Annotated in this window: 20 protein-coding genes; 14 read left to right on the plus strand and 6 right to left on the minus strand. The window is 46.2% G+C overall.

The features are described 5' to 3' along the window. Positions 1-4: 4 nt before the first annotated feature. The 3 genes from BMX50_RS31930 to BMX50_RS31940 are packed head-to-tail and all read left to right on the plus strand — an operon-like array spanning position 5 to position 2,762. Complete coding sequence (locus BMX50_RS31930) at positions 5-1,057, plus strand: glycoside hydrolase family 130 protein (RefSeq protein ID WP_091221156.1); 1,053 nt, start codon at positions 5-7, stop codon at positions 1,055-1,057. Continuing rightward, positions 1,057-2,037 (plus strand): SDR family oxidoreductase, encoded by a 981-nt coding sequence (locus BMX50_RS31935; RefSeq protein WP_091221159.1) that lies wholly within the window; start codon positions 1,057-1,059, stop codon positions 2,035-2,037. Before BMX50_RS31930 ends, BMX50_RS31935 begins: the two co-directional genes overlap by 1 nt. Then, the gene (locus BMX50_RS31940; RefSeq protein WP_091221162.1) at positions 2,034-2,762 is read left to right on the plus strand and encodes a DUF3891 family protein; all 729 of its coding nucleotides are present in this window, start codon (positions 2,034-2,036) and stop codon (positions 2,760-2,762) included. The genes BMX50_RS31935 and BMX50_RS31940 overlap by 4 nt, the downstream gene beginning before the upstream one ends. Here the strand turns inward: BMX50_RS31940 and BMX50_RS31945 are convergent. Both BMX50_RS31945 and BMX50_RS31950 read right to left on the minus strand, forming a co-directional pair. Next, positions 2,749-3,219 carry a CinA family protein gene (locus BMX50_RS31945; protein WP_091221326.1) on the minus strand — a complete coding sequence of 157 codons (471 nt, stop codon included), beginning with the start codon at positions 3,217-3,219 and terminating at the stop codon, positions 2,749-2,751. The two genes, BMX50_RS31940 and BMX50_RS31945, sit on opposite strands and share 14 nt — an antisense overlap. A 248-nt stretch (positions 3,220-3,467) precedes the next feature. Continuing rightward, entirely contained in the window at positions 3,468-4,394 is a 927-nt protein-coding gene (locus tag BMX50_RS31950; RefSeq protein WP_091221166.1) for a manganese catalase family protein, read from the minus strand. Positions 4,395-4,574: 180 nt separating this feature from the next. Here BMX50_RS31950 and BMX50_RS31955 point away from each other — a divergent pair, with 180 nt between their 5' ends. The 5 genes from BMX50_RS31955 (at position 4,575) to BMX50_RS31975 (ending at position 9,922) form a co-directional block, all read left to right on the plus strand. Then, positions 4,575-6,776: a glycoside hydrolase family 88 protein gene (locus BMX50_RS31955; RefSeq protein WP_143065318.1), complete on the plus strand. Its 2,202-nt coding sequence runs from the start codon at positions 4,575-4,577 to the stop codon at positions 6,774-6,776. Then, positions 6,773-7,231: a low affinity iron permease family protein gene (locus BMX50_RS31960; RefSeq protein WP_091221172.1), complete on the plus strand. Its 459-nt coding sequence runs from the start codon at positions 6,773-6,775 to the stop codon at positions 7,229-7,231. Before BMX50_RS31955 ends, BMX50_RS31960 begins: the two co-directional genes overlap by 4 nt. Next, on the plus strand, positions 7,228-8,427 hold the full coding sequence (locus tag BMX50_RS31965; RefSeq protein ID WP_091221175.1) for a DUF2252 domain-containing protein: 1,200 nt from the start codon (positions 7,228-7,230) through the stop codon (positions 8,425-8,427). The genes BMX50_RS31960 and BMX50_RS31965 overlap by 4 nt, the downstream gene beginning before the upstream one ends. 419 nt (positions 8,428-8,846) lie before the next feature. Beyond that, complete coding sequence (locus BMX50_RS31970) at positions 8,847-9,332, plus strand: DUF421 domain-containing protein (RefSeq protein ID WP_091221181.1); 486 nt, start codon at positions 8,847-8,849, stop codon at positions 9,330-9,332. A gap of 47 nt (positions 9,333-9,379) precedes the next feature. After that, complete coding sequence (locus tag BMX50_RS31975; RefSeq protein WP_091221186.1) at positions 9,380-9,922, plus strand: YciE/YciF ferroxidase family protein; 543 nt, start codon at positions 9,380-9,382, stop codon at positions 9,920-9,922. Positions 9,923-10,586: 664 nt separating this feature from the next. Here BMX50_RS31975 and BMX50_RS31980 read toward each other — a convergent pair. The 4 genes from BMX50_RS31980 to BMX50_RS34690 form a co-directional block, all read right to left on the minus strand. After that, complete coding sequence (locus BMX50_RS31980) at positions 10,587-11,174, minus strand: DUF4142 domain-containing protein (protein ID WP_167668164.1); 588 nt, start codon at positions 11,172-11,174, stop codon at positions 10,587-10,589. 59 nt (positions 11,175-11,233) lie between these two features. Beyond that, entirely contained in the window at positions 11,234-11,491 is a 258-nt protein-coding gene (locus BMX50_RS31985) for a hypothetical protein (RefSeq protein ID WP_091221198.1), read from the minus strand. 161 nt (positions 11,492-11,652) lie between these two features. Next, positions 11,653-11,898 carry a hypothetical protein gene (locus tag BMX50_RS31990; RefSeq protein WP_091221203.1) on the minus strand — a complete coding sequence of 82 codons (246 nt, stop codon included), beginning with the start codon at positions 11,896-11,898 and terminating at the stop codon, positions 11,653-11,655. 16 nt (positions 11,899-11,914) lie between these two features. Beyond that, positions 11,915-12,073, minus strand: coding sequence for a hypothetical protein (locus tag BMX50_RS34690; protein ID WP_167668165.1), 159 nt, complete (start codon positions 12,071-12,073; stop codon positions 11,915-11,917). Positions 12,074-12,370: 297 nt separating this feature from the next. Between BMX50_RS34690 and BMX50_RS31995 the strand changes: the two genes are divergently transcribed. The 6 genes from BMX50_RS31995 (at position 12,371) to BMX50_RS35020 (ending at position 19,992) form a co-directional block, all read left to right on the plus strand. Continuing rightward, positions 12,371-12,754 (plus strand): response regulator, encoded by a 384-nt coding sequence (locus tag BMX50_RS31995; protein WP_091221208.1) that lies wholly within the window; start codon positions 12,371-12,373, stop codon positions 12,752-12,754. 599 nt (positions 12,755-13,353) lie between these two features. Further along, positions 13,354-14,874, plus strand: a complete 1,521-nt coding sequence (locus tag BMX50_RS32005; RefSeq protein ID WP_091221215.1) for a GAF domain-containing protein — start codon at positions 13,354-13,356, stop codon at positions 14,872-14,874. A gap of 2 nt (positions 14,875-14,876) precedes the next feature. Continuing rightward, a complete protein-coding gene (locus tag BMX50_RS32010; protein WP_244281157.1) occupies positions 14,877-18,944 on the plus strand; it encodes a chemotaxis protein CheB in 4,068 nt (1,355 codons plus the stop codon). A gap of 370 nt (positions 18,945-19,314) precedes the next feature. Next, positions 19,315-19,521 carry a hypothetical protein gene (locus BMX50_RS35010; protein ID WP_244281159.1) on the plus strand — a complete coding sequence of 69 codons (207 nt, stop codon included), beginning with the start codon at positions 19,315-19,317 and terminating at the stop codon, positions 19,519-19,521. 1 nt (position 19,522) lies between these two features. After that, positions 19,523-19,597 (plus strand): hypothetical protein, encoded by a 75-nt coding sequence (locus BMX50_RS35240; protein WP_394332330.1) that lies wholly within the window; start codon positions 19,523-19,525, stop codon positions 19,595-19,597. A gap of 200 nt (positions 19,598-19,797) precedes the next feature. Continuing rightward, a complete protein-coding gene (locus BMX50_RS35020; RefSeq protein WP_223818015.1) occupies positions 19,798-19,992 on the plus strand; it encodes a hypothetical protein in 195 nt (64 codons plus the stop codon). Positions 19,993-20,420: the final 428 nt, after the last annotated feature.

Below are 20,420 nucleotides of genomic sequence, written 5' to 3' on the forward strand. Positions count from 1 at the left end.
GGATATGACAGATTTAGCAGACCGCTTTCCCGAAAACCCACTACTGATGCCCAAAGACCTGACACCAAGCGTAGCAGGTCTGCAGATCATCAGCCTGCTCAACCCGGGGGTTTTCCGCTTTAATGGTGAGACCTGGATGCTGGTGCGCGTAGCCGAAGGTGTAACTCAAAAAGAAGGCGTGATCTATTTTCCTGCGCTCAACGCCACCGGCAACACAGAGATCATCGAAGTGCCGCTGAACGACCCGGACCTGATCGCTACGGACGCACGTGTGATCAGCTATAAAGGACTGGATTACCTGACCACCGTATCACATTTACGTATATTAAGCAGCGACGATGGCATCCATTTCCTGGAACCGCCATTGAATACGTCATTATTTGGCAAAGGCTGCCTGGAACGCTTCGGCATTGAAGATTGCCGGGTTAGCCAGATCGAGGATACCTACTACCTGACCTATACTGCGGTGTCCGACAATGGGGTCGGCGTTGGCCTGAAGACCACCAAGGATTGGCAGCATTTTGAGTCCGGCGGAATGATCCTGCCGCCGCATAATAAGGACTGCGCGATTTTCGAGGAGAAGGTAAATGGCAAATATTATTGTCTCCACCGCCCAAGCAGCAAGGAAATTGGCGGCAATTATATTTGGCTGGCCGAATCTTCTGATACCCGCCAGTGGGGCAACCATCAATGCCTTATAAAAACACGCCCCGGAATGTGGGATAGCGCCCGTGTGGGTGCCGGCGCGGCACCTGTCCGTACTAAAGGGGGCTGGCTCGAGATCTATCACGGGGCTAATGCCGAGCATCAATATTGTCTGGGTGCCTTCCTGCTGGATCTGAACGATCCGTCAAAAGTGATCGGTCGTACCAAAGATCCGATCATGGTACCGACCAAGGCCTATGAACTCAGCGGCTTTTTTGGGAATGTCGTTTTCACTAACGGACATATCGTGGACGGTGATCTGCTCACCATTTATTATGGCGCGGCGGATGAATTCGTCTGCGGCGCGCATTTTTCAATTCAGGAAATTTTGTCTAAACTAAGTTGCGATTAATGAGGAAGCTAGAAAAATTACAGGGAAAAACCATCCTTATCACAGGGGCCTCCAGCGGTGCAGGACGGGCTGCCGCCCTCGAATTCGCGAAATACAAAACTAATTTGGTACTGGCTTCCCGTAACGAAGAAGCTCTTGAGGAGGTAAAGACCGAATGCGAGGCATTTGGCGCACAGGCCCTTATCGTGCCTACGGATACCAGCGACAGCAAAGCGATGATCGCCTTAGCTAACGCCGCGAACGACTGGCAGGGAAAAATCGATGTCTGGCTAAATAATGCCGGGGTCCTTGCCGCGGGCGATTTCGATAAAACGCCGATGGCAGTACACGAGCAGGTTATTCAAACGAACCTGCTGGGTTATATGAACGGGGCGCACGCCGTGCTGCCGATATTTAAAGCACAGGGTTATGGCACGATCATCAATAACATCTCCATCGGCGGCTTTCTGCCGGTGCCTTACGGCGCAGGATATACCGCTGCCAAATTCGGCTTACGCGGCTGGTCGGAAGCCTTGAAGGGCGAATTATCGGAATGGCCGGATATTTATGTGTGCGACCTGTTTCCCGCATTTTTAGATACCCCCGGCATTCAGCATGCCGGCAATTATACCGCTAAAGTTTTAAAGCCGGCTCCCCCTGTTTATGACCCGTTCCGGCTGGCCAGGGCCATGGTAAAAGTAGCTGTTGCCCCGAGCGCAAATACCTATGTCGGCAGCGTTTCAATGTTACTGAAAATAGGCCATGCCGTCTTACCGGAATTGATGACCCAAATAACAGGATTGGTCATGCGCAGATACCTAAGGTCGGCTGATTCGATCGCACTCACCGACGGCAATGTGTTTACGACCGTAGATTACGGCCTGAGTACCCACGGCGGTTTCGGTTTGCCGGGTGAACCCAAAGCGCACCGGAAATATATGGCGGGCGTTTTGGTTGCTGGCATGGCATTAGGTTTATATCTGATGAGTAAAAAGAAATGATAGTCAATTATACCGAAGCGGGCTGGGAAATAGTTACGCAGCGGGCGCACGGCCTGCTGGCCGCGCAGATCGCGCAGCAATGGAAACAGAGCGCCAGGACCAAACGCTGGATGGAACTGCTCATGGCGATCGCTGAACATGACGATGCGCAAATAGAGCTGGAACGCAATAACCTGCTGACCCCGCAGGGCGGCCCGGTGGACTTTAAAATGAAAGTCTTTGAACAGCGGCACTGCACCCAAACGATGGATTTCGCATTATCTAAAAGCCGTTATATTGCTTTGCTTTGTTCCATTCATCTGGATTTCGTTTACGGCGCGGAGTGCATGCATCATGCGCAAGGCCGTGCATTCCTGCAGGAACAAAAAAAGCTGCAGAAACGCTGGCAGAAGGAGCTGGGTATGAGTCTGGCTGAAGCGCAAAGGGATTATCGCTTATTGGAATGGTGTGATGCTTTGTCCCTGCTGCTTTGCCAGCATGGGAACCAGCCTGAGGCGCGCGCGGTTGAGATCAGCCAGGGGCCGGATAAGAGGGATTACCAGCTCGTCCAATCGGCCGATCAAACGCTGACGGTGAGGCCCTGGCCGTTTGTAAATCCCGGTTTTGAGCTTAGTTTTGAAACGCGGCTGATCCCGCAATTAGCTTTTAAAAATAGCGCCGAGTTCCGGTCGGCATTCCTGGAAGCGGAGGTGACCGAAAAACGCTGGACGTTCAAACGTGACTAATCACCAGGGCCGCCGCCGCAATGATCGTTTGCTTGATGACCTCTTCGCAGCTGCCTTTGAATTCATAGCGTTCCGAAAAAAGGTGATCTTTGACGAGAACCGACACGAACATCGTACCCACAGGCTTTTCAGCAGTCTCGCTGCCCCCGGGCGTTGTCAGGCCGGTCACGGCTAAAAAAATGTCAGCCGGCATGAGTTTCCCTAACCGCCGCGCCAACTCGTCGGTCACTTCCTGAGATTCTGGCGTATATTTTTCGATCAGTTCGTGGGGTACGCCCAGCAGGCTTTGTTTCAGATCTGCATTATAACAGGTGATGCCACCCTCCAGTACCTGCCCCGATTGTTCTGTCAAAGCAAATTCCGAGCAGAGCCAGCCGGCCGTGGCGCTCTCCACGAAAGCAATTCGCAATTTCTGTTCCGCCAGCAGTTGGGCGCACTCTGCGATCTTTTGTTCCATGATAAAATAAAACGTAAAAGGAAAATCGCGCTGCACGGAGGCGGCGATCAAAAATATATACTTTGAAAGGGTATTTAAAGTTGGTCTCGATCTTTGTGATCTCGTTCAAATGATGCTGCACCGGCGCGGTCTTGGCAGCGAATCTCTTAATATCAGCGCCTATATTGACGATGGCTTCGGTTTGTATTAATAGTTTTTAGAAAACGGCCTTGCGGCCGTCCTCTCGCCGGGGATTACTTCCTTTTTCGTTAATAAGTGCTCCACTGCGCCACGCCATCTGGTTCCGCGTTTCTTACCTCCGCTCTTTTTTCCGCACTCATTTGCTTATCCGTTTTGTCTTTGGTCTTCATCTCCTTCGTGAAGTCCTCCGCGAGCTTGGTCTGCCCCTCGGTTTCCTTCGCCTGCGCGATTGGATCTTCTACATATACAAAATCCTTGCCCATGCCTTTGATCTCACCTTCGTTCCAGGGACCGCGTATGGTTCCTTCAGACATATTATAGGCATTTTGCAGGTATCGCGGATCTGCGGCCAAAACTGCCGGCGGGAAATTAGGCTGAATGCTTTCCAGCGCCGCTTCGAACATTTTATAATGGGTCACCTCGCGGGTCATCAGGAAGGACAGCGTTTCATGGATATACGGGTCATCCGTAAATTTCATCAGGTGCTCGTACACCAGTTTCGCCCTGGATTCCGAAGCCAGATTGCTGCGCAGGTCAACCGTTAGGTCGCCATTAGAATTAATATAAGAAGCGCACCAGGGAATGCCCTGACTATTGCGGGGCGTAACTCCGCCGCCGGTGATGATCCCAAATTGCGGGTTCGCGAAGACCGCCTGATGGATAATGTCCTCCTTGGCGGCTTTGCCGTTCATTACCTGCATGATCTCCGAACTATCAGCTGCATTTTTCAGCTCGCCATTGACGCCTTTGAGCAGCATCTGAATGGTCGCCCCGACGATCTCGAGATGGCTGAACTCTTCGGTGGCAATATCCATCAGCATATCGTATTTGTCAGGATGCGGGACTTTGGCACCAAAAGCCTGTGTGAAATACTGCATGGCCGCAGCTAGTTCGCCGTTCTCCCCGCCGAACTGTTCCAGTAATAAGTTAGCGAAGCGGGGGTCGGGTTTGGAAACCCGCGCATTGAATTGTAATTCTTTAACGTGGTGAAACATATTTTTAAAATTTAATGGTGACTTGATAGAGAATCGGCTCGGTGGAAAGGATCGCGCTATTTTTACAACCAAAAGCGCTGAGATATGTTTTTTAATTAAAAGATTTAATTAACAGTAAATTTTAAAACAAAAAATTTACTCCTTTAGTTATATAACACACTTTGCAACCTCATGCTTATTATGGAAGGACTTTCACCCTGGGCTATAGCAGTACAAAATTTATTTCATGGGCAGGATCTTCCGGCCATGTTTAGATTTGATCTTGCCGGGTATGCGGTCAACATCCATCATCTCAATAATTCATTATGGATAAGCGTGACCTGTCCCAAAGGCGTACAGATTGTCCTGCGGCCGGCTTACGCACCTAACGACCACCTGGAAATTACCCGCGTAAGCAAGCATGAACTTGGTCTTTCGATTCATCTGAAAGGTTCAATCGGCGATTACAAGGTGCTGGTGAACTTTCCGGCACGGGATAAACCGATCATCCACTACCAGACGCAAATAAAACCCCACAAGCCCTTACTGATCCCTTTTTGGCCGCGCGATATGGTTATCACCGGGCCTGACGGCGGCAGCCAGGAAATGTCGGGAACCATTTTGGTCAGTCAGGTGGGCACGCGTTCCGGCTTGCAGTATGTTACGCTGGACCGGCCCCAAAGCGGAGCCTTGCTGTATTTCCAGAACTTGACCGCGTTGAATGATTATGCCCGGCTAACAGAAACCTCTTTAGGCAATACGGTAGGCGGCAGCTGGGCGGAATTGGGCTTTGCTTTGCCGCCGACCTTGAAGAATAAACCAATCCCTGCGCATCGGGAAGTGATGCTATCTGATGCCTTCATCGCTTTTGATCCGGACTACCCTAAAGATGAACTAGCCCAGGCCAGACAATTTTTGGAGCTGCTGGCAGATGTTTATTTAGTACTGCCGAAACCGGAAACCCGATATTATCCCTGGCCGGAGATGGTCGGCAAAGGACTGCACGACCTGGAATTCAGTCATGGCTGCTGGTCGCATGGCGCGGGACAGGACTACCTGAACGCCTATGTGGCCGATTACCAGACGCCGCCGGAATTGATGGTACAGCTTGCGGTATTGATGCCGCTAACAGATTATTACGACTGGTGCAAGACGGATTTGCCAGCGATCCAAAAGATCCGGAACGGGCTGGACGCTTTTTATAACAAAAAACTGAAAACAGTTGTCCGCTTTCTGCCCGCTTTAGCCGGTCAGTTGAGCGGTGAAGAGGAACAGTTACAACCCAACGTGATGGATTCTTGGTACCTGCATCATCCTTTACTTAATTTAGGGCGGCTGGCTATTCGCGGGGATCAACAAGCGAAAAAACTTTTTTTAGATTCCCTGGATTATACTATACGGGTAGCCCGGCATTTTAATTATGAGTGGCCTGTGTTGTATCACATGGAAACGCTGGAAGCTGTCAAAGCGGAGACCCAGCCCGGGAAAGGCGGTGAAAAGGATGTCGCCGGGCTTTACGCGCTGGTGATGCTGCATGCGTGGCAGCTCACTAAACTGAACAAGTACCTGCTGGAGGCCAAACGGGCCGCTAAAACCCTGCAGGGCAATGGGTTCGACCTGTTTTACCAGGCTAATAATACGGCGTTTGGCGCTAATGCGATGTTGTGGCTCTACCAGGAAACCAAAGAGCAGTTGTATCTGGACCTCGCCTATCTATGCCTGGCTAACCTGGTGAAGAATATGCAGTTATGGGATTGCGATTACGGCTACGCCAGAAACTATCCTACCTTTTTTGCAGTATTTCCTTTGAACGACGCCCCTTATACGGCGGCTTACGAAGAGCAGGAGGTATTTGCAGCGCTTCATAATTTCTTGCTTTATGCAGAAAACCAAGCTATCCTGCCTGCGGTAAATATCCTGGTGCCGGAATTCCTGCGCTACGTGGTAAACCGGGCGCCGTATTATTATCCGCCGAACCTGCCAAAGGAAATGTTGTCCGAAAAGGTAAAGACCGGGCAGGTCGATCATAAATTATGGATCGCGATCGAGGATATCCACGACGGCTGGGAACAGTCGGGCACAGTGGGGCAGGAAGTTTACGGGGCGGGCGTGGCTTTCGGGATCATCCCCCGGCATTTTTACCGGGTACCGGGTGAGGATTTCTGGATCTTTCTGGATTATCCAACCGCGCATTTCCGCCACAGCTCCGGCCAGCTCAGCTTCAGCGTTAAAGGAGATGAGCGCTTTCACTGCCGCATGCAGATCCTAAAGACAGGTAAAAAAGTGCTGCCAACGTTTACTGTAAAAACAAAGACGAATGTACTCAGCGGCAAAAAAGTAAAAAACGGTCATCAGGAATTTACGGTACCCGGCAACAGCACAATTCATATGCATTGGTCATGAAAAAGAAAGAAGGCTTTTTTGAGGCTTTTTCCAATTGGGCTACTGCGGCAGCCGGAAGTTCGGCAGCGTTTATCATAGCCGTTGCGATCGTTGTGGTCTGGGCAGTGACCGGACCACTGTTCCACTATTCGGAAACCTGGCAACTGGTCATCAACACAGGGACGACCATTGTGACCTTTCTGATGGTATTCCTAATTCAGAAATCCCAGAACAAAGATTCAAAAGCCATTCACCTAAAGTTGAACGAGTTACTGGCCTCGCACGAGGGTAGCAGCAACCGCCTCGTGGATAGTGAGAACCTCACCGAGAAGGAACTGGACCGCCTACATCATTTTTATGCACAGCTATCCACCCTGGCCGAAGAAGATAATGACCTGACCCGGACGCATTCGATCGATGCCGCGGAAGAAAACCACTATCGTAAATCCGGTAGCCGCCAATTGAAAACCAAATGAAACTGAAAGAACGTCTGAAATCTTTTAATCAGGGTTTGTTGCCGGATAAAGTTAAATTAAAATACGAGGCGATGGCAGAAAATGCGTTTCGTTTTTTCCGGGGAACCTGCCACTTGTTTTACGAAGACCTGGCAGCTGCCGAACCCTTGCCACTATCGCCGCTAGCCTGGATCTGCCGCGACCTGCATGTCGAGAATTTCGGGAGCTATAGAGGTGATAACAAGCTGGTGTACTTTGACCTGAATGATTTTGACGAGGCGCTGCTGGCGCCGGCCAGTTATGAAACCGTGCGTATGGTCACCAGCATTTTTATCGCTTTTGATAACCTTGGTTTTGAAGAGAAAAAGGCGCTGAAGATGGCGCGATTATTCTTAAAGACCTATTCGGCCACCCTGGCGAAGGGCAGGGCGATCAGCATAGAACCGCGGACCGCCAAAGGCATTGTTCATGATTTTCTGACCAGAGCCACCAAAAGCACCTATCATGACCTGCTCAAAAAACGCACGGTCAGTAAAAAGAAAAGCATTATGCTCTCGCTGGAAGATGAACGGCATTTTAAGCTGGATCGACCGCTTCGAAAAGCTTTGAAAGCTCATATCCAGGAATGGATTGAAACCAGTAGTGAGAGCCCCTATAATTATGAAGTACAAAGCGTTGTTTTTCGTCTGGCAGGTACGGGCAGCATTGGAGTCAAGCGGTATTTGTTCTTACTGAAAAGCACCAATGCCAAAAATCAATATTTACTATTGGATATGAAGCAGGCGCGGGCTTCTTCGGCAATACCTTTTGTACCGGTACAGCAACTCGCCTGGGATACAGAAGCGGCGAGGGTGATCGGCGTGCAGCAACGGATGCAAAATGTACCGGCAGCGTTGCTTAGCACGACTGTCTTTCAAAACGATGCTTTTATTATCCAGGAACTGCAGCCGGTCAAGGATAGCATCAAGTTCAGGTTATTAAAAGATTACCGCGATATGTATCGGGTTATAGACGATATGGCGGCACTGACCGCTTCGGCGCAATTGCGCAGCGGCGGGAGGCAGGGTTCAGGAACTTTGGACGAACTGATAGCATTTGGGCTGGACCTCGGATGGCAGGAAGCAGTGATCGCCTACGCACAATGCTATGCTGCCAGAACAAAACAATACTACAACGAGTTTGTAAAAGATTATAAAACCGAAAAATATGAAGAATAAATTTCTTATAGTCATGAACGAAAGCCCGACGGCCTTCGGTGAAATATCGATTTAGATAAAAAAAGAAACGCTTCCGCCTCAATAGATTATCCGGCGGGCTCACACGGGTAAAGCGATCCGCTGGATGTCATTTGTGGATAATACGGATCATTCCTGATCTAACTGGCGGATTTCGGGATTACCGACGGTATACATTGCGAGCAGGCTGGGCGGGACGGTAGGACGGTGCGCGATGAAAGCATAGTCGGTGTCACGGATACTTTGCAATTGTTTCCAGATTTTAAAGTGCTGCAGACAGGGAAAGCCAAAGGCCATTTAAATCAGCCGGAATACATCTTTAAAATTATGATCAACAGGCCGGCAAGCTTATCCGGGTGACCGCCCGGCTGAGCGCCAAGCAGGCCCAAAACTTATTGCGAATGGAAATATTAGTTAAACTTTTTGGAGAGGGTGAAAAGTTGAGCGTGCTGCAAATGAGCAGCCGAGGCGCCCTGATGTTTCTGATCATGCTGGTGCTGATTCGCATCTCGGGCCGCCGGTCATTCGGGGTGCGGACGGCACTGGATAACATAATTGCCGTTTCTTTAGGCGCCATAATGAGCCGGGCCGTTGTAGGGGCCTCTCCTCTTTTCCCGGTCGTCGTGTGTTGCCTGGTGATCGTACTACTGCACCGTGCAGTAGGCCGGCTGATCGCTGCAAGTAAGAAATTCAGCCGTGTGGTGGAAGGCGATAAGATTTTGCTTTTTGAAGACGGTGTGTTCTTAAAAGAACACATGAAAAGGGCCCTCGTCTGTCAAGAAGACCTCATGCAAGGAGTACGGAAATCAGCTTTGACCGAGGATATGGAAAAAATAAAGAAAGTCTACATGGAACGCAACGGGGAGATCAGCGTAATCCGAAAATAATGCTTTTTGGAATATTAATTGTATAGATAGATTAAATTTTGAATACCATGAAAACAAAAGCAAGCAAAAATGTGAGCCGCACCCCTGAAGCAGAGAGTGCGTTAAAAGAATTATTCGTTGACGAATTAAAGGACATCTATTGGGCGGAAAAACACCTGGCGACTGCCTTACCGAAAATGATTAAGGGCGCCACTTCAGAAGACCTTAAAAACACCATCAGCACGCACCTGGAGGAAACCAAAGGTCAGATCACCCGCTTAGAAAGCGTATTTGAATCAATCGGTGAAAAAGCCGCTGCAAAGAAATGCCTGGCGATGGAAGGCTTGCTAAAGGAAGCGACTGAGTTACTGGAAGATACCGACAAAGGTACCGAAGTACGTGACGTAGCTATTATTTCTGCCGCGCAAAAAGTGGAACATTATGAGATCGCCTCTTACGGCACACTGCGTACGCTGGCCGGAACTTTGGGTTTTAGCGAAGCACAAAGCCTGCTGGATGAGACCTTAGCCGAAGAAAAAAATGCCGATTCCCTGTTGACCCAAGTAGCCGAAAATTACGTGAACCAAGCCGCCGCCGCAGAAGTAGAATAATCATCCGCAAAATTGTGATTAACAAGGGGATGCCGGAAGGTATCCCTTTTTTATGGCCCGATTTTTTAAGTGAATTTTTATAGGAATGCAAACTATGCAGCGCCGCAAAAGATAACAGTGCGTATAAAAGACCAGTTCATGGGTCTTAAGTCAGATGACCTTGAGTGCACATTTGACATTAATACCGGATGGACTCCAACCATACCCGCCACCTTTCGGGCTTTGGAACCGGCACTTCCTACGCTATAAGATTATTTAGCGGCATGGCAGATAAGTCTGGGCAGGAAGTCAGAGCTGGATCGGCTGAATGTTTCATTTAAGCTTTCCTCTTGAGCATGGATTTACCGTAATAACCGTTTGCCAGGGTAAAGACAACAGCTTATTTACCTTATGAAGGTATAACAATTATGAGAAAACAGCCCTGCTAAACAATTGAGAGATCGCTCAAACCATTTATCAGCTGTCCTCGTACGTTCAGAGAAAACAAACGATTTGGTGATTGGTCAAACTTGTTCACCATAGTAAATTTAGAGCAACAGGCATCTTGAAAAGACCAATGTAATGAAACTTTGAAACCAAAAACGAAATATATTTATAACCTACGACAATAATTGTTATAGCCTGCATGATTGCAGGCTAATTCTGCAACTGCGAACCGATAATATTAGTCGGGGGTTTGCATTTTTATTTTCTCGATAGTAGCCAGGTGCATCTTCAGCATTGGTAAGGCCTTATCTATAAGCACCTTCATTTCCGGATATTTTACCTTATGACGTGCGTTTTCAAAGGTAGCGATATCCTTTCTATGATCATCCACCATTGCATTAATATAGGCTTTGTCAAATTCATTAGCGGGTATCGAGGCAAGCTTAGATTTTAGTTCGGCTTCTTCTTTGCCAACGGAGTCCTGTAAGACGATACGTTTGCTTTTAGCCAGTTCTTTTAATTCCAAATTGGCCTTTGAATGATCATCGATCATCATCTTTCCAAAATCCTTTACTGCTTTAGAAGTGCCTTTTTCCTGCGCAAGTTTGCCCAATTCAACTTCGGCCATCCCTCCGTTTGCCGCTTCTACCGCAAATTTGGCGTCGGGAGCACTTATCGCCCAGTCGCCCGTGCCTGTTTGTTTGTTATGGATCGAGTCTTGATGAGTATTTGTACTATCAGCTTTTTCTTTACTGTCTTTGTTCGAATTGCATCCGCTAATCACAATATTTGCAGATGCTAATAATATAATAATTAGCTTTTTCATAATCATTTAGTGAATTTAGTTTTCGACTATCCTTCCCTTAAGGTCCTTTTTAAAGATTATTAATGATTGCTTTTGGAAGAGCTGCCGCTTGGATCTGCATTACCGTTACCATTAGTATCGCCTTTCAACGTATCTTTCCTGGCAGCCTTTCGCTGATCATTGATCGTATTGGTATCAGGCTGTACCCCGCTCCCTGCTTTGAAAGTTGCAGTAGTGTCTGTAGAACCGTTCAGTTTTTTGTTACGATCATTCGGATTACAGGCTGTCAAAGCAAAAGCACTCATTGCAAAAAATGCAATCAATTTTAAAGCTTTCATAGATTTGATAAATTAATTATTCAGTTAAACTTCTTACAATTCCCCTACCTATAAATTGAAAATTTACCTCCCAAAGGAAACGGCGTGCCTATTACAAGAAAAAGAAAACTCACCGCGTTTGCCGACATGAGACATTTGCCGTACACTATTATTCGCAAACATTACCTCTTGACGCTATCCATTTTAGAGGTATCCGCTTTTTTTGTTTTAGTACCACCGGAAGGACTGTTATCGATTGTCGATGCATCGCCGGTAACGCTGGTCGTTTTTGAAGTATCTAAATTTGACGGCGCATCGTGTTTGGCTTGTGCGGTGTCTTCCCCTGATCTGGCAGAATGATCACCATTGCAAGCCATGATGAGGCTTACTGAAAGCACGAATAAGCCGGTAAAAATGTTCTTTCTCATATTCGATCTTAACTAATTATTTCTGAGTGGTAGTTTTTGTTTCTCGTTTTACAGGAGGTCCAGGCTCGCCGTTTTCGTTGTCAGGTGTTACCGTTGAGACTCTTGGTGCTTCCGGCTTTTTTTGTTCACCAGCTAAACGGCCTTTGCTTGTTTCCGTATTGACTTTTGATTTCATAGTTTTGAATTAAATAATCAGTTGAATACTTCTTTTACTTTTAATTAATAAAAATTCGGACGGAAAGTTTTTGAAAATTAAAATGAGAAAGATTTTTACAAAGTTTTAAATAGACAACAGATTCATTTAAAATGGAATATGAATATTTACTTTTTGAATAATATCGAAAATAATCCCAAATTAAAATTGAATTTTAATTTATATGTTTGATTTTAAAGAAACAATTATTAACTTCGCTTCTATAGTTGTAATCAGTCTTTGAATCTAAAGCGAATGGACAACCTAATTTGAAAGCACATGAAAAAGAGAATTGTTGTAGTCGACGACGATGACGATATCCTTCAAATAATACGCTATATACTGGAAGAAAAAGGCTACTTGGTTGATGCAGTCACCGATATACTTTCATTTAATAAATTAGGCAACGTCAAGCCTGACTTGATCCTGCTTGACGACTGGCTTAGCGATGGATATGGGCACCTGCTTTGCAGGGCATTAAAGCAGAACCGTCAGACTAAAACAATCCCGGTGGTACTGATTTCTGCAAAAAATGACATCGAATGCATTGCTGAAAAAAGCCATGCAGATGATTATATCCCTAAACCGTTCGATCTCGACTTCTTTATGGATAAAGTCCAGTCTTGGCTATCACCACATCAAAACGCCCTACGGCCTGACTAAGTTGAGACTACTCAAATATTTAATGAAGTAATACGGAAAGTTTGTACTTTAATCAACTGCCGCAAGCCGCTGCGATTAGCTTCCGCGTTCCTACAACTATGCCTGTAATTCTTGAATAGCGAGACATACATTTTTCCCGAAATTTAATATTTGAAAACTTTTTTTATTGGAGCAGGTTTACAATATGGTAAATTTTGAAGCAGGAATAAATGGATATGGCACATATACAAAGGTTGTTGTCCGAAATCGCGGAAAATCGCAGACGGTATGCAGAAATTTCAAAGAACTGCAACGTTCCCTTTTTTTGTTTAAGACAGGCTTGAGCAATGTAAACGGAAAGATCAAATCCACTGCCGAAAGCTATGTCGCTCTTATTCAATCGGAAAAATTGGAACGAACGCAGGAAACCACTGTTGATCTGATCCTCCGCCGGGCTTCCTGATACTCCTATCTGGTGTGAGCGTGAGATTGTTTCCTCAAAGGAAAATAGATATTTTCGCACTTAATCTGCTATTCCCTGAAATCAGTTTGCCGATACTTTTTTGTCGATATACTTCTTAGCTATATCATTACTACCTGTTTTAATTTGTATTTGGCTGATGGCTAAGAGAAAAAATTATGATTCCGAATTTTGTGGCAGCCTGCCGCTCAACCATATTAATGTTGTCCAGGACTATGGTTATTTGCTTGTGCTGAGCAAAGATCAGTTTAGTATTCTGCAACTTAGCGAAAATGCTTCTGATCTGTTTGAAAAACCCCTGAAGTCTATTCCGGGTACACTATTTTCGGATTTTACCGATACCAGCATTATTAAGTCACTTAGCGAGCGTTTTGATCAAAATTCAAAAGAGAAATTCCCGCTTACCATTACACTCGGGTCGCGAAAAATGATGGCGCTGGCACATTTTAAGCCGGAGTATATCATTTTGGAGATCGAAAAAGCTGACCTTCCTACTGAACACTCTTTTACGAGTGTTTACGAGGAAGTTAAATACGCAATGGCCGCTATTGAGGCCGCGGAAACCATTGAATACGCAAGTCAGGCGGCTATACATGAACTGCGCCGAATTACCGGGTTTGACGGCATTATGATGTACCGTTTTGACGAAGATTGGAACGGCACCGTTATCGCAGAAGAGAAAGATGCGCCGGAACTTGAACATTACCTCGGGCATACTTTCCCAGGCTCCGATGTCCCCAGGCAAGCGCGTGACCTTTATTTAAAAAACCCTTACCGTCTAATCCCTGATCGTGATTTTACTCCGGTGAGGCTTTATCCGGTGATGAACCCGGTGACCAACACTTTCATCGATCTGTCTGATTGTAACCTTCGTGGCGTAGCAGCGGTACATCTGGAGTACCTTAAAAACATGAATGTACAAGCATCAATGTCTATTCGTGTGATCGATAATGGAAAACTCTGGGGCTTGATCGCGTGCCACCATGTCCGCCCGCATTACCTGAGCTTCGAAACAGGCGCTGTCTGTGAAATGCTTTCTTCGGTCATTTCAAACCGTATTTCCAGTATTACCCATAAAACGCAATATGATGCCGACAGCCAGCTGCAACAACTCCAAACAGAGTTGATAGCGCAAACTTATGCTAAGGATGACCTGTGGGATGGGCTTTTTGACGCCGGAGAGGTTCGGTTAACAGACCTGTTTAAAAGCAGTGGCGCAGCCACCCAAATAGGTCCGGCCTTACGTACGCAAGGCGATGTTCCTGACCAGGATACGCTGGAAAATTTGTTCCTTTGGCTGCAAAACAAACAGGATGGCAAGGTGTTCAGCACCGATAGTCTGCCCGAAGTTTTCGATGAAGCCATACCGTATGCTAAAATTGCGAGCGGCATACTTTCGATTCCTGTCAACCCGGAACGCGGCGAGTTCATTGTAGTTTTCCGCCCTGAAGTGGTACGTACCATTAACTGGGGCGGAGATCCCTCAAAAACGATCAATTTCGATCCTGACGGCAAGAAATACCACCCGCGGGCTTCGTTTAAATTATGGCAGGAAACTGTACGCAATACCGCCGCCGCTTGGACACCACAGGAAGTCGCCGCTGCCGAAAACCTAAGAGCCTTTATTTTCGAATTCAATACTAAAAAATCAAGAGTTTAAACGTGGCTGCTCCAAAACATATCACTTTTCCGGAAGCAACTTCGCTGGACCGATATATCGTAGCTATTGGCGCATCGGCCGGTGGGCTGGAAGCTATCCATGAATTTTTCGACCATATGCCCGAAGATTCCGGACTAACCTTTATCGTAATACAGCATTTATCGCCGGACTATAAAAGCCTGTTGGTTGAACTGGTTGCCAAACATACCCGGATGAAGGTAGCCGAAGCAGCCAATGATATGACCTTGCAGCGTAACTGCGTTTATATCATTCCCAATAAAAAGCTGATGACTATTAAAGGCCATAAGCTGAAGCTGGCGGATAAGGTCAAAGATAAATCGCCCAATACCGCGATCGACACCTTTTTCTTCAGCCTGGCGAGCGATAAAAAGGACAAGGCCATAGCAGTCATCTTATCCGGAACCGGAACGGACGGCACTAAAGGTATCGAGGCGATCAAAGATGCAGGCGGCATGGTCATCGTCCAGGAACCCTCTACCGCGAAATTCGACGGCATGCCCAACAGCGCGATCACGTCGGGTAATGCTGATTTTATCCTGCCGCCCGCAAAGATGAATGAGGAACTGCGTAATTTTATCAGCCAGCAGATCAGTCCTGACTTGCCTGGCAAACATATCGATGATGAGCTGCTCAATGATTTGTTCCAGCTGGTCAGCACCAGCAGCGGTCAGGATTTTAATCTTTATAAAACGCCGACAATTCTGCGCCGGATCGCCCGTCGTATGCTGGCTGTCGACATTGCTAACGTAAAAGATTACGTAGCCTACTTGCATAATCATGAACAGGAAGTCAAATTGCTGGCCAAGGATTTTTTGATCGGGGTCACGAAGTTCTTCCGGGACAAGGCCGCCTTCGAAGTGTTGGCCAAAGATATTATTCCTGAAATTATTGCTCATAAACAGGATGGTGAATTGCTGAAGGTGTGGGTTTGTGCTTGCAGTACCGGAGAAGAGGCCTATTCCATTGCAGTACTAATCAATGATTGTGTCAAAAAATCCGGCAAGCAACTGGATATTAAAATATTTGCCACCGATGTGGACGAAACCAGTATTGAGATCGCTGGAAAAAACAGTTACCCCTTGAGCGTAGCTAAAGAGATTCCCGCCGAACTGCTGAAAAAATATTTTGTTAAAGACCGCGAAGCTTATTCTGTAATTCCGTCTATCCGTAAACAGATCGTATTCGCCAGGCATAATGTCATCAAGTCGCCGCCGTTTATCAAGAACGACCTGGTAACCTGCCGGAACATGCTGATCTATATGAACACTTTGTTGCAGCAGAAAGTAATTGCAACTTTTCATTATTCGCTGATCAAAGACGGCTTTTTATTTTTAGGTTCCAGTGAAAATGCCGCTGGGATAAAAGAAGGGATCACTGAAATATCCGGCCGCTGGAAGATCTATCAAAAAACCGGTACTATTAATTATGGCCTGCACCATACTTACACTTCCGTCAGCCCGTCTCTTAAGCTCAAAGCAAAAGAGAAAGAAAGTGTGCCAGAGCCGGAGAAATCACCTGAACAGGAATTTATCGACTTAATGGCGGAAGAATCGGGGCCGGTAGCTGTATTCGTTGACAAACATTTCACCGTCAAAGAAACAGTCGGTAACTACCGCCGCTATCTGCATCTGCCTGAAAAAAAGATCGACCTTAACATCCTGAACCTCGTTAGTAAAGAAATAGCCATCGTACTGAATACAGCAATCCGCAGAGCCTGGAAGGAACATAAAAAAACATATCTCAACAGGGTTCGATTGAAGCGCAAAGAAGAAGAAGCATTCCTTCAGATCGTGATCAAACCGCCCGGCGCATCATCACAACGAGGATTAACCCTGATCATGTTTACCGAGATCAAAGGGGAGTTTATTGATAAAGACGGGATCAATCTGAGTTCTGCCGGGACTGAACAGCATCAGGAGCACTTGCTTGAAGTGGAGGCCGAACTGAATGAAACCCGCGCCAACCTGCAAATGGCGGTAGAGGAAATGGAGACTACCAATGAAGAGTTACAGTCAAGTAACGAAGAACTATTATCTGCCAATGAGGAACTACAATCGGGCAATGAGGAACTCCAGTCTTTGAACGAAGAACTTCATACGTTGAATACGGAGCATCAGGCCAAGATCCGGGAGCTTATCGAATTGAACGATGATCTTGATAATTATTTTAAAAGCACGGATATCGGCCAGATCTTTATTGACAGTAACCTGCATATCCGGAAATTCAACCCGGCTGCCGTTAAATTGGTGAACCTGATCGAGGCAGACATAGGCCGTCCGATCAATCATATTTCGAGCAATATTCAATACGATAATCTGGTGAATGATATTCACACGGTCTTATCTGACGCACAGGTCGTTGAAAAAGAAGTGCAGCTTAAGAACGGAACGACTAACCTGATGCGTATTATGCCATATGTCCGTAAGGAAAAACAGCGGGACGGTGTAGTCATTTCTTTTATAGATATCTCTGTCATCACGGAGTTGAATAATATCATTTCAGGTGTTTTCAACGCCAGCTCGGCAGCAATCCTGGCTTTCAAAGAAGTGCGCAACCACCACAAAGTAACCGATTACCAATGTATTGCTTATAACAATACGGCTTTGGCATTGGTTGGAAAAACTGTCGCTGACCTTTCAACAAAGCCCTCATTACATTCTTTTCAGGATTTGGAGTCCATTAGTTTCGAGCAATTAGCAAAAGTGATCGAAACAGGGAAAGCACTGCAATCTGAATTGAAGGCCCATAACGATAAGTGGTACCAGGTGGTAACTGCCAAGATGAACGATGGTTTTGTTGTGAGCCTGAATGACGTCACCGACCGGAAAATTGCCGAACAAAAGCTCCGTAAAAACTACCAGGAATTGATCACCGCCCGCGAAGGACTCAAGACGCTTAACCTGGAATTAGAAGACCGGGTAACGGAACGCACGCAGAAACTCTCGGAAAGTGAGGAACGTTTTAATCTGGTGGCAAAAGCTACCAATGACACCATATGGGACTGGGACCTGGTTAGCAACACGATTTGGCGAAGCGAAAATTTTACCACCATGTTTGGTTATACCCGTAATGATGAAACTAACAAGATCAGCTTTTGGTTTGACAAAGTTCATCCGGAAGATCGCGACCGCGTTCAGGATAGTGTTTACGACGCAATAAATGACCATGCTAAAAACTGGTCTGCTGAGTACCGTTTTTTGAAATCAGATGGTAATTATGCTTATATCCTCGACCGGGGCAGTATCCTGGAAGATGAATTCAGGACGCCTTACCGCCTGGTGGGATCGATCATTGATATTACAAGCCAAAAAGCAATTGAGATCGAACTCATTAAGGCACAGTCCGCGACAGAGGAACTCATGCGTAAAAAGGATGAGTTTATGAGCATAGCCAGCCATGAACTGAAAACCCCGGTAACCAGTTTGAAAGGTTCTCTGCAGATCCTGCAACGCATAGCCAGGAGACTGGACCCAAAAGATCAAATGGTTTCATTCATCAATAAAGCAGAAAGGCAAACTCAAAAAATGACCGCTTTACTCAATGACCTACTTGATGTTACCAAAATCCAGGAAGGTAAATTACAGTTGAATTATAGCACTTTTGATGCTTGTCAGATGGTGAAGGAAAGTGTAGATGAAGTTGGCTTGCAGAATAATTCACACCGTTTGATTTTTGAAGACGAATGTGTGCTAGAGATAACAGCTGATCGTACGCGTTTGGAGCAGGTGGTCAATAACTTTTTGACAAATGCCATAAAATATTCCCCTGAAGCAAAAGAGGTACTGATCAACTGCCGAGTTGAAAAAGAACAATTCGTAGCGGAAGTTAAAGACTACGGCATTGGCATTCCCCCCAATAAAAGGGAATTCCTTTTTGACCGCTTTTACCGTGTCCAGGAATCATCGTCCCATTTTTCAGGTCTTGGCCTCGGTCTTTATATTTCTGCAGAAATTGTCCGTCGCCATGATGGCAGTATTGGTGTAAAGGACAACAACGACCAGGGTTCGACTTTCTGGTTTAAGGTCCCGGTAAAACCTAAAATCCGATGAACTATTCTATAAGGCTTTTATTGGGTTTACCCCTTATTGTGCGGAATTCGAACCATGAATTGACAAAATATGCGTTTATCGGGAACAGAAAACTTTTAACACCCTCCTGACTTTGTAGTTTTCCAACAATCCAATTTACGGTTCGAGTCGCGCGCCGGCTACTTGAGAAGATAAATTTTTTTTAAATCAGAAGAAAGGGCTTTTATATTTAGGCGTTAATCAAAAGATCTATTTTCCGGCTAATAAAGTACTTTTTAGCTCTGAATCCTATTGCTTTTTAAAAACATTTGTAGCAACGGCAACAGTATTTTAACCGTCTTGCAGTAGCAGATGCAAAACGACAGGCGGCCAGCAGCAATATACTATGGACATGGCCGCTGAGAACCGTGAACTTGTTGCTAATAAATTTGATAAAGGCACCGGCACCGTGCTGAACGCCAGCACGAAGGCTGATGGCGCAGGTTGCCCTATTAAATGGGTTGTGCCACTAATCCAGCAAAAAAAAATAATTGTTACAGAAGAAGACGGCAAAGTGGTTGAAAATTGCTGGCCACGCAGACAACACTGGATCCGCTGATTTGAATATACATCTTTCAAAAAACCGCGCGAAAGCTGTTGAAGCCTACCTGGTTGTGCAAGGTGCTTATGCTTAATGGATTGAAGCAACGAGTTATGGCCAAACACAGCCCTTAGCGAGTAATAAAACGGCTACCGGCCGTCAGCAAAACCGGAGGATTGGACTCACTTTATTTTTAAAAAAAACAAGCAAAATGAAAAAATATTCTTATTGATGTTACTTGCTGCGGTTGCGCAAGTAAAAATCGTTAGCGCCCAAGTACAGTAAGGAAATGTGATGGTGGGAGGCAGTTTGTCCAATATCATTCTTGGACTGGATGACTCGAAGGTATTCAGTCTTGACCTCACGCCAAAGGCCGCCTGGTTTGTAAAAGATAATGTCGCCCTTGGCGGGTGTGTTAACCTTGGGATACAAACTGCAAAAGCTTCGGCCACTACGGTAAACTATGGAATCGGCGGACTTGGACGTTAATATCTGGGCGCCGACATTGAAGTAGTTAAACACGGGCGTTTTTTGGAGAAGCAACAGTCGGTCTTGGCGGGATTAATGTCAGCGATGGCGGGAGCCACCGCAATGGATTGTTATTTAGTTTCGGGCCGGGCGTTGTCTATTTTGTTACGCCCAATATTGAATTGGAGACAATGGTCAAGTACAAGGGTGTTGGGGGCTTTGGCAACGCTGGCTATCAAAGCAGCCTGGGGCTGTCATTTGGGTTCCAAATCTACTTGCCCGGTAAACGCACGCTCGGGCAAACGTGACGTGAAATAAAACACGGCTTCTTTGGGACCTTTTTTTGTAGAACTCTATAATTGGAAATATTAAAGATTATAATTGGGAGAAAATTTTGAGATGGCTAACTCTTACCTTGTGTCAGAAATGACCTAGCTACGCATATCCTA

The sequence above is a fragment of the Mucilaginibacter gossypiicola genome, assembly GCF_900110105.1.
Lineage (GTDB): Bacteria > Bacteroidota > Bacteroidia > Sphingobacteriales > Sphingobacteriaceae > Mucilaginibacter > Mucilaginibacter gossypiicola.